Genomic DNA, 10,097 nt, shown 5'->3' with positions numbered 1-10,097 from the left:
CATCACGAGGCCTACCCCACATGCACCCCGCTCCTGATCATTTCATCCTGCGCGTCAGTTGCCCGGCCGTGTCCGGAATCGTCGCCGCGGTAACCACTTACCTGGCCGAGCACGGTTGCTACATCAGCGAGATGGCGCAGTTCGACGACGAGGACAATGGGCGTTTCTTCATGCGCGCGGTGTTCCGCTACAACACCAACGTCCAGGGGGATACGCCGCAACTGGAAGCAGGGTTTGCCGATGTGGCGCAACGTTTCGCCATGGACTGGAGCCTGCACAGCAGCGCCCGGCCGTTGCGGGTACTGTTGATGGTCAGCAAGTTCGACCACTGCCTGGCAGACCTGCTCTACCGGCACGCCAAGGGCGAGCTGGACATGCAGATTACCGCCGTGGTGTCCAACCACCTGGACCTGCGTCCGATGGCCGAGCGTCAGGGTATTCGCTTCGTCTACCTGCCCGTAAGCAAAGAGACCAAGGCCGAGCAGGAAGCGGCACTGATGCGCATTGTCGAGGACACAGGTACAGAACTGGTGGTGCTGGCGCGCTACATGCAAATCCTCTCCGATGACTTGTGCCGGCAGCTGTCGGGCCGCGCGATCAATATCCACCACTCGTTCCTGCCAGGTTTCAAAGGTGCCAAGCCGTATCACCAAGCCTATCAGCGCGGGGTCAAGCTGATTGGCGCCACTGCCCACTACGTCACCAGTGACTTGGACGAGGGCCCGATCATCGAGCAAGAAGTGCAGCGCGTAGACCACGCCTACGCTCCCGACGACCTTGTGGCCATCGGCCGCGACACCGAGACCATCGCTTTGTCACGGGCGGTCAAGTACCACCTTGAGCATCGGGTGTTCCTGAACCACGACCGCACGGTGATCTTCAAATGAACGCCATCCCCAGCATCAAGCTGATAGACGGCAAGGCGACAGCGAAACGGGTGCTGGCCGAGGTCGGCGAGCAGGTGCAGGCGTTGCGTCAAGCAGGCGTACAGCCCGCCCTTGCGGTGGTATTGGTCGGCTGCGACGCAGCCAGCCAGGTCTATGTTCGCAACAAGGTGCTACGGGCCGAGGAAGTCGGCATTCGCTCCCTGGAACACCGCCTGCCCGGCGATACTTCCCAGGCCCATTTGCTGGCCCTGATCGAGCGCCTCAACCGGGACAGGCAAATCAACGGCATTCTCGTGCAGTTGCCATTACCTGCGCATATTGACGAACACCGCGTCCTCCAGGCCATCGACCCATTGAAGGACGTGGACGGCTTTCACAGCGCCAATGTCGGGGGCCTGGCCCAGGGCCGCGATGTGCTGACGCCCTGTACGCCCAGTGGCTGCATGCGCTTGCTGCGCGATGCCTGTGGCGAGCTGCGCGGCAAGCATGCGGTGGTGGTCGGCCGCTCGAACATCGTCGGCAAACCCATGGCTGCGCTGCTGCTTCAGGCCGACTGTACGGTGACCATGGTGCACTCACGCAGCCACGATCTGCCGGCGTTGTGCCGCCAGGCCGACATCGTCGTCGCCGCAGTGGGCAAGCCACGCTTGATCGGTGCCGATTGGCTCAAGCCAGGGGCGGTAGTCATTGATGTCGGCATCAACCGCATTGAAGAAGCCGGCCAAAGTCGTCTGGTCGGTGACGTCGACCTTGCCGCCGCGCTGTCGCAAGTGGCCGCCATCACCCCAGTACCCGGCGGGGTCGGCCCAATGACCATCGCCTACCTGATGAAAAACACACTGCTTGCCCTCGACCTGCAACAACAGGCCGCCCACCAGGAGCGCACCTCATGCCTTTCGCCCTGCTGAAGTACGGCCTGAGCGCCGACTACCCGGTGGAGGTCGACCTGCCGCCACCGTGCGATCTCAAGCCGCGCTATGACGTGGTGATCATCGGTGGCGGCGGCCATGGCCTGGCCATCGCCTACTACCTGGCCAAATACCACGGCGTGACCAACATCGCCGTGTTGGAAAAAGCCTACTTGGGCGGCGGCAACACCGCGCGCAATACCGCGGTGATCCGCTCGAACTACCTGACATCCGAAGGGGTGCGGTTCTACGCAGAATCGGTGCGGATGTTCCAGGACCTGTCCAACGAGTTCGATTTCAACATCATGTACTCCGAGCGTGGGCAGCTGACCCTGGCGCACACCGACGCCACGGTGCGCGCGTTCCGCCAGCGCGCCGAGGTCAACAAGCACTTCGGCGGGCGCAGCGAAATGATCGATCGCCAGCAGATCCGCGAGCTGGTACCGAGCCTGAACCTGGACCCTGGGCACCTACCGGTGCTCGCAGGGCTTTGGCACATGGACGGCGCCACTGCTCGACACGATGCGGTGGCGTGGGGCTATGCCAAGCAAGCGGCCAAGCGCGGGGTGCAGATTCATCAGCTCACCGAAGTCCAGGACTTGGTCATCCGCCATGGCCGGATCGAAGCGCTGAAGACCAACCGCGGTACCGTGCAGTGCGGCTGTGTGGTGCAGGCCGTGGCCGGTGCCAGTTCGCTATTGATGGCCAAGGCCGGCATCCGTGCGCCGATCCATACCTACCCACTGCAGGCCATGGTCACTCAACCGTTCAAGCCATTCCTTGACCCATTGGTGAGCTCATCGGCGCTGCACTGCTACGTGCAACAGACCAGCCGGGGCGAAATCGTTTTCGGCGGCGGCTCCGACCCCTACCCGCTGTACAACACCCGCTCGACCCTCGACCTTAAGGAAAGCCTGCTGGCCCACGCCATCGAAATGTTCCCGTTCATGGCCAACGCCAAGCTGATGCGCCAGTGGGCCGGGATGACCGACATGACTCCCGATTACAGCCCGATCATGGGCTTGTCACCGGTGGACAACTACTACCTGGACGCCGGTTGGGGTACCTGGGGGTTCAAGGCCACGCCCATCTGCGGCAAGACCATGGCCGAGCTGGTGGCCAGTGGCGGTAAGGTGCCGGAGATGATCGCGCCGTTTGCCCTGGAACGCTTCAGCCGCTTCCAACAAGTCAACGAAATGGGCGCCACTGCGGCCAGCCACTAGGAGCACCCGACGATGAAGATCCTGACCTGCCCCTTGAACGGCCCGCGCAACATCAGCGAGTTCACCTATGGCGGCGAGTACAAGGCGATGCCTGACCCTGCAAGCTGCACCGATGGGCAATGGGCCGACTACGTATTCAACAGCGACAACCTGGCCGGCGTGGTCGTGGAATGGTGGCTGCACAATGCCTCCAGCTACTGGTTCCTGGCCGAACGCCACACCGTCACCGACCAGGTGCTGCGCACCTTCGATCCGCAAACGCTGTTCGACCGCCGCGTCGACTTCGCCTCTGTCGTTACCCCGGAGATCACCGGATGAACAACCACACTCGCCTCCCCGTGCCCATGGGCCTGTTGATCGACCGCAACTTGCCCCTGCGTTTCGAATTCGACGGCCAGCCATATCAAGGGTTTGCCGGTGACACCATTGCCAGCGCGCTGTTGGGCAACGGCCGCTGGCTACTGTCACGTTCGTTCAAGTATCACCGCCCCCGCGGTCCACTGAGCATGGCCGGCCAAGATGCCAACACCCTCGTGCAGCTCCCCGATGAGCCTAATGTGCTGGCCGACATGCAGGCCGCCGAAGACGGCCTGGTGGTTGCCGGGCAGAACTTCAACGCAAGCCTGGAGCACGATCGCGACGCTTACCTGGGCAAGTTTTCGCGCTTCATGCCGGTGGGCTTCTACTACCGCTCGTTCTACAAGCCCAAAGGGATGTGGAAGGTCTGGGAGCCTTTGATTCGCAAGAAAGCTGGGCTGGGGGTGCTGAATCTGGGGTTCAAGCCGCATTATTACGACAAGGCCTATCTATTCGTCGATGTCGCCGTCATCGGGGCCGGCCCGGCCGGCCTGCGCGCGGCCCTGGATGCCGCCAATGGCGGGGCCAAGGTGTTGCTGATCGAGCAACAGCCGGTGCTAGGGGGCTCGCTGACCTACGCCCGCTTCGACATCGCCGGCACCCGCGCCGCCACCGTGCGCCATGAACTGCTGGCCGCCGTGCAGGGGCAGGCGAACATTGAGGTGCTGTGCGAGGCCACCTGCAATGGCTGGTTTACCGACAACTACTTGCCGGTCATCCGCCACAAGCGCCTGTACAAAGTACGGGCCAAGCGTTGCGTCGTGGCAGCCGGGTCCTTCGACCAGCCCGTGGTGTTTCGCAACAACGACCTGCCTGGGGTGATGCTGACCAGTGCCGCACAACGGCTGATGAAGCTCTACGCCGTCAAGCCCGGGCAGCGTGCAGTGGTCCTCACCGGTCACGATGACGGCTACCTGGCTGCACTCGATTTGCAGGAACAAGGGGTGGCCGTCGCCGCCGTGGTCGACATGCGCGCCGCACCCGCGGACCCAGCGCTGGGCAGCGAGCTCAAACGCCGGGACATTCCCTTGCACCTGGGCAGCACCGTCTATGAGGCGCTGCACGCCTCAGGCATGCGCCACGTCACCGGCGTAGACATTCGCCCGATCACAGGCCAAGGCAAGGTCGGCGAGCACGGCTTGCGCGTGGCCTGCGACCTGCTGTGCATGTCCGCCGGCTACATGCCGGTGTACCAGCTGCTGTGCCAGGCCGGCGGCAAGCTGGCCTACGACGTGGAGCGTGACGAGTTCACCATCAGCCAACTGCCCGAAGGTTTGGATATCGCAGGATCGCTGAACGGCCACCACCACCTGGCCAATGTGCTCACCGACGCCGCGCGCAGCGCCGGGCAGGCGCTTGCGGCACTGGGGCTGCAAACTGCGACACAACCGGACTATGTGGCCGAAGCCAAAGTCAATTTCCCCTGGCCTATTTTCCCGCACCCCAAAGGCAAGGACTTCGTCGATTTCGACGAAGACCTGCAGGTACGCGATATCGTCAATGCAACACGCAGCGGCTACCGCGACGTGCAGTTGGTCAAGCGCTTCTCCACCGTTGGCATGGGCCCGTCCCAGGGCCGTCACTCGGCACTGCCCACCGCACGCCTGGTGGCCCAGGCCACTGGCCGCAGCATCAGTGAAACCGGGGTGACCACCGCCAGGCCGCCGTTCCAGGCAGAGAAGCTGGCACACGTGGCTGGCCGCGCGTTCGACCCGTACCGGCAGACACCGATGCACCGTCGGCATCTGCAGGCGGGCGCGAACATGATGCCCGCCGGCATCTGGCAGCGCCCGGCCTACTACGGCAAGGCACAAGACCGCGAACGCTGCATGCAGGAAGAGGCCCGCCATGTGCGCGAAAAGGTCGGCCTGATCGATGTGTCGACCCTCGGCGGTTTGGACGTGCGCGGCCCGGATGCCGCCGAGTTGCTAGAGCGCCTGTACACCTTCGGTTTCGCCAAGCTGGCGATCGGTCGCACCCGTTATGCACTGATGACCAATGAGCATGGCGTGGTGATCGATGATGGGGTCTGTGCGCGCCTGGCCGAGCAGCACTTCTATGTCACGGCCACCACCAGTGGCGTCGACCGCATCTACCAGCAGATGCTCAAATGGAACGCGCAGTGGCGCCTTGATGTGGATATCACCAACGTCACTGCCGCACTGGCTGCTGTGAACCTGGCTGGGCCGCTGTCGCGCCAGGTGCTGGCAAAAGTGTGCACTGATGTCGACCTGTCGGCCCAAGCATTCCCGTACCTGGGCGTGCGAACTGGCACAGTGGCGGGCATCACGGCGCGCATTCTGCGGGTCGGCTTCGTCGGTGAATTGGGTTATGAGGTACACGTGCCGGCACGCCACGCCGAGCGCCTTTGGGACGCCCTGATGCAAGCAGGCAGCGGGCTGGGCATTAGGCCCTTCGGCGTCGAAACCCAGCGCCTGTTGCGCCTTGAAAAAGGCCACGTAATCATCGGCCAGGATACCGACGGCATGACCCACCCGGCTGAAATCGACATGCAGTGGGCGATCGGGCGCAAGAAGCCCTTCTTCGTCGGCAAGCGCTCGATCCAGATCCTTGAAGCGCAGCCACTCAAGCGTAAGCTGGTCGGCTTCACCTTGCCCAAGGGCAGCCCGCAGCCCTTGGAAGGCCACCTGGTACTGGACGGCCCTGACATCAGCGGCAACGTCACCTCCTGCGAGTATTCCCAGACTCTTGGGCAGATTATCGGCCTGGCCTACGCCGGAGCCCATCAGGCGACGCCGGGCATGCGCATCCCTATCCGGGTGGAAGGCGCACTGATGGTCAATGCCACAGTGGTGCAACTGCCCTTCCACGATCCCGACAACCTGCGCCAGGAACTCTGACCCATGACCAGCTTGAACACTGAAGCTTTGAAGGTGCCCAGCCGCTCTGCCGAGCTGTTGAACACCTGTGCCCTGGCCGACCTGACCGAGCTGGCGCGCGTTGGGTTGCGCGGCGCGGACAGCGCGACGTACCTGCAAGCCCATGGCTACGACTTGCCTGCGCGGCCCAACCTGGCACTGCGCCAGGGCGATGGCAGTTGGGTGGTGCGTCTGTCTGCCAGCGAGTACCTGTTGCTGGGCAGCATGGCCGACCAGGGCGCGCGCGTCGCTGCCCTTGAGCAGGCCTGGCAGCAGGATGCCAGGCGCAACTACCTGCTGCCACGCCAAGACAGCCATGCCTGGCTGCAGCTGTCGGGGGAGCACGGCAGCGCCGTGATGGCCAAGTTGTGCGGGGTCGACCTGCGTTTGCAGGCATTTGCGTTCGGTGCCGTGGCGCAGACTTCGGCGGCGCGGATCAATGTGATCGTGGTGAATGTCGGCAGTGCTGAACGGCCAGCAATTCAGTTGCTGTTCGACCGGCCGTCACTGGCGTATTTCCAAGAGGCGATACTCGATGCCATGGGTGAGTTCGATGGCGGGTGGGTCGGTTTGGATGAACTGATGCTTTAGCCTGCGCTGTCCGCTTCGCGGTATCACAGGTGTGTCAGCCGCTCGCGCAAAAAGCGCACAAACCCCTGCACCGGCCGCGCCACCTGCCGGTGCTGTGGATACACCGCCGACAGCTGTAATGCCGGCGGTACCCACTCATCCAGCACGGTCACCAAGCGCCCGTCCGCCAGCGCCTGCCCGACGATGAAGGTCGGCAGATAGGTGACCCCCATCCCGGCAATCGCCGCATCCCTGAGCAATTCGCCGTTATTTGCTCGCATCCGGCCGGTCACCTGCAGCGTTTGCGCTTTGCCGGCGTTGTAGAACTGCCACTGCACCTGCCGCGAGTGCCCATAGGGCAGACAATCATGTTCGGCAAGCGCCTGCGGCTTGGTCGGCACACCACGTACTTCAAGGTACGCCGGGCTGGCACAGTACACCCGCTGCACAGCGCCAATGCGCTGGGCGATCAGGCTGGAGTCCTCCAGCGCGCCAATGCGCAGCGCCAAGTCATAACCCTCGCCAATCAGATCCACCGGGCGATCGCTTAGGTCCACCTCGACATCCACCTGCCCATGCACCTGCAGAAACTCGGTCAGCACGCAGCCCAGGTGCGCCATGGCGAACGACAGTGGCGCACTCAGGCGCAAGGTGCCGCGCAAGGCCTGGGCCTGGCCGCTGATGTCGTGCTCCACCTGCTGCACCTCTCCCAGCAGGCGCAGCGCCGACTGGTAGTAATGCTGGCCCAGGGGCGTGGCGTCCAGGCGTCGGGTCGAGCGGTTGAGCAGGCGCACGCCAAGGCGCTCTTCGAGCTGCATCAAACGGCGGCTGACCGATTGCTTGGACATGCCCAGGCGCTCGGCGGCGGCGGTGAAACTGCCGGCTTCCATGACTTGGGCAAAAATGCGCATGTCTTCGTAGGGGTTCATTGTCTCGCTCTAGGTGACAGTCAAACGCTTTATAGCGGCTTTTCCTTACAGGCGCATCTTCTTGATTACCGTACAGGTCGCGATCCCCCCCGAGGCCAGAAAGACGAGCAGCACCTAGGCCTCCCTCGAAGCTTTGGCGCAAGGTGGCGGCAAGCCGCTGGAACAGCTCAACCCGAAGAACACCCGCACCGTGCTGACCGGTGCTCAGGCTTGCTTGAAGGTCGACCTTTCCGGCATTGAGGTCAACGGAGAACTGCCGGTGTCCGTATTCCTCCAAGACGGGGCTGGGTGCTCAGCCACTTCCGAACCCACCAGTGGTTGATCCGCGGCCTTGTGGTCGGCTCTGGCGCTGTGGCGGAGTAAGTGGTCTACAGACCGTCGCCTAAGGCGGTCAATCCATGCCTATGCCGCGACCCAGTGGGTGGCCGTGTACGGCAAGGCGATCGGTGTCGACGATAAACGCCTGGCTGTGGCCGGCAAAATGGCGGTAACGGTGCTATTCCAAACACCAGCCTTAATATCAATCCTACAACGCCTCATAGATGACTTCTTCGGTTTTCCCACTGCCTATCCACGTTACACACCAGCGCACAATCCGCCACCGCCTTCATCTAGGCGCTACCATTTAAAAACAGTCACCCAGACAAATGAAAGCACAAGCCCTGAAAAAATTAAATACATAGAGGTCAGCATTCGCCTTTTTGAATACGCAGAAAATGCTTTGAAATCTTCAGGTGAAGTGCACCTCGCCTGGATAAGTTATATGCGCTTTCGTTGAATTTCATTTTTGCGCCCACCCTCTGCGGGGTGGGCACCTGTGGGAGATTTGCCGAGACCAGATATAGCCAATGCACTCTGAAAATATGCAGGTAATTTGGAACTTCTGTGCTCCCCCATGCAGACTGCGCATAGTCAGACCAGTTTTCTTTCGTCATGTGAATTCGTTGCCGGCATCCCATTCTTTATAGCGGTTATCTAGCAGGCTATTTGCTCGAATCTTTCCAGTCTTGCCATCTTTAATAAGTATGTCAATAACCCTTCTGGATAGCGGTGTCTTGGCTGACACCTGTGTGCCTATGACTACGTGCCCCTCATCTGCGAGCTCTTTTTCTACCTCTTTCCCTCGTCGCTTTCCTGACTTATGATTTTTCTTGAGTTGATTGCGCTTCTTTGTTTTGGCAATTTCCTTTATCTTGGCTCCGCTTCTCGATGAAGCTCTTGCGGTAGAATTAGTTGCTTTGTTTGCTCGGCGCACGACTTTGCCAGTGGTCGCGAACCAGCCTGCTAATGGTAAGGCTGCCACAAGAGATAGCACCGCTCCAGTATGGTCGCCTCTGGCAAAGCTAATCCCTGCATTAATTATGTCCGCGGCCTCACCAAACACATGGGTGAGACGGATGACGTTTAGTTCGATTTGTATGCCATCTAGGATTTGCTCGGCGATCTCGGTGACCAAGTGCAACGCCCGCGGTAAGGTGCTGCATGACTACACCCACTTACCATCGAAGAGCGCGGAACGTTAATGATCATGCGTATGCAAGGCCCCTCACTGCGAGCCATTGCCGATGGCCAGGTGTGTGCGGAGCTGGCAGCGCGCACAGGAATGGAGATCTACTTCGCTGATCCGCACGGTCCTTGGCAAAGACGCAGCAACGAGAACACGAACGGTCTGCTCCGGCAGTACTTGCCCAAGGGCACCGACTTGTCGCTGGTAAGCCAGGAGCTGGACGAGATTGCCGACTTGCTCAACACCCGGCCTCGTCAGACATTGGTCTGGAAATTCCCTGTTGAGGTGTTGACAGATCATCTGCAATTACTGTCGACCAACCGGCTCGACTTCATCAATTATCTGTTGCAGTTGGAACCTGAGGCCGCCGTACTGAGTCCCGACCATGCGGCGGGCATACATGATTGGACCGCTTGCAATCCTGTCCCGATCTGATCGGCGTAGACGCAACACTGGCGGCTACGTGCGTCAAAGAGTAGAAGTTGGAGGTTATCGGCGTGAACTCCAGCGAGATCGAAATCAATATAGGTACCGCGGCCGACGTATAGCATTGCGTCCGAGTAGTCGCTTGCTGTTCGTCCTGATTCGATCGTTGCGTATGGTTAGAGGAGTTGTGGGCGGCCTTACTTCTCTGGCTGATTACCGTGACTACCAAATTCAAAGGTGCCTGATGGATTCAGATTTCACAAGTCAGTAATGATATATAGCTTCTATCTGAAGGGCGTCATATCTATTTTGGGTGTCGGAGTAGGGGCAACTCGATGCGAGAGATCAAGCAGGCACCGAGTTGAGTGCGGTTTAATACTTAACGATTTCTACAATGGTGTTGCCGTTGTT

The 10,097-nt window shown here is 61.1% G+C and carries 8 protein-coding genes and 2 pseudogenes; 8 read left to right on the top strand and 2 right to left on the bottom strand.

What is annotated here, in order from left to right; all coding sequences use genetic code 11:
* The first annotated feature begins 20 nt into the window (after positions 1-20).
* The 6 genes from purU to ACK59H_RS22105 are packed head-to-tail and all read left to right on the top strand — an operon-like array spanning position 21 to position 6,845.
* Complete coding sequence (gene purU / locus ACK59H_RS22130) at positions 21-887, top strand: formyltetrahydrofolate deformylase (RefSeq protein ID WP_060480050.1); 867 nt, start codon at positions 21-23, stop codon at positions 885-887.
* Positions 884-1,795 (top strand): bifunctional methylenetetrahydrofolate dehydrogenase/methenyltetrahydrofolate cyclohydrolase FolD, encoded by a 912-nt coding sequence (gene folD / locus ACK59H_RS22125; protein ID WP_060480051.1) that lies wholly within the window; start codon positions 884-886, stop codon positions 1,793-1,795. Before purU ends, folD begins: the two co-directional genes overlap by 4 nt.
* On the top strand, positions 1,777-3,018 hold the full coding sequence (locus ACK59H_RS22120) for an FAD-dependent oxidoreductase (protein WP_060480052.1): 1,242 nt from the start codon (positions 1,777-1,779) through the stop codon (positions 3,016-3,018). The genes folD and ACK59H_RS22120 overlap by 19 nt, the downstream gene beginning before the upstream one ends.
* A gap of 12 nt (positions 3,019-3,030) precedes the next feature.
* Complete coding sequence (locus ACK59H_RS22115) at positions 3,031-3,336, top strand: sarcosine oxidase subunit delta (protein WP_060480053.1); 306 nt, start codon at positions 3,031-3,033, stop codon at positions 3,334-3,336.
* The gene (locus ACK59H_RS22110; protein ID WP_060480054.1) at positions 3,333-6,236 is read left to right on the top strand and encodes a 2Fe-2S iron-sulfur cluster-binding protein; all 2,904 of its coding nucleotides are present in this window, start codon (positions 3,333-3,335) and stop codon (positions 6,234-6,236) included. The genes ACK59H_RS22115 and ACK59H_RS22110 overlap by 4 nt, the downstream gene beginning before the upstream one ends.
* Before the next feature lie 3 nt (positions 6,237-6,239).
* Positions 6,240-6,845 carry a sarcosine oxidase gene (locus tag ACK59H_RS22105; protein ID WP_060480055.1) on the top strand — a complete coding sequence of 202 codons (606 nt, stop codon included), beginning with the start codon at positions 6,240-6,242 and terminating at the stop codon, positions 6,843-6,845.
* Between the two features lie 23 nt (positions 6,846-6,868).
* Here ACK59H_RS22105 and ACK59H_RS22100 read toward each other — a convergent pair whose 3' ends face one another.
* Positions 6,869-7,753 carry a LysR family transcriptional regulator gene (locus ACK59H_RS22100; RefSeq protein ID WP_060480056.1) on the bottom strand — a complete coding sequence of 295 codons (885 nt, stop codon included), beginning with the start codon at positions 7,751-7,753 and terminating at the stop codon, positions 6,869-6,871.
* A gap of 118 nt (positions 7,754-7,871) precedes the next feature.
* Between ACK59H_RS22100 and ACK59H_RS22095 the strand changes: the two are divergent.
* Positions 7,872-8,270 (top strand): annotated as a pseudogene (locus ACK59H_RS22095) (alpha/beta hydrolase fold domain-containing protein); the annotation flags it as partial.
* 414 nt (positions 8,271-8,684) lie between these two features.
* Here the strand turns inward: ACK59H_RS22095 and ACK59H_RS22090 are convergent.
* The gene (locus tag ACK59H_RS22090) at positions 8,685-9,209 is read right to left on the bottom strand and encodes a hypothetical protein (protein ID WP_060480058.1); all 525 of its coding nucleotides are present in this window, start codon (positions 9,207-9,209) and stop codon (positions 8,685-8,687) included.
* 123 nt (positions 9,210-9,332) lie between these two features.
* Here ACK59H_RS22090 and ACK59H_RS22085 point away from each other — a divergent pair.
* Positions 9,333-9,575 (top strand): annotated as a pseudogene (locus ACK59H_RS22085) (IS30 family transposase); the annotation flags it as partial.
* Positions 9,576-10,097 lie beyond the last annotated feature (522 nt).

It is taken from the genome of Pseudomonas sp. KCJK9000, assembly GCF_046230725.1.
GTDB classification, from domain to species: Bacteria; Pseudomonadota; Gammaproteobacteria; order Pseudomonadales; family Pseudomonadaceae; genus Aquipseudomonas; species Aquipseudomonas promysalinigenes.
This window is presented reverse-complemented; position numbering and strand designations above follow the sequence as displayed.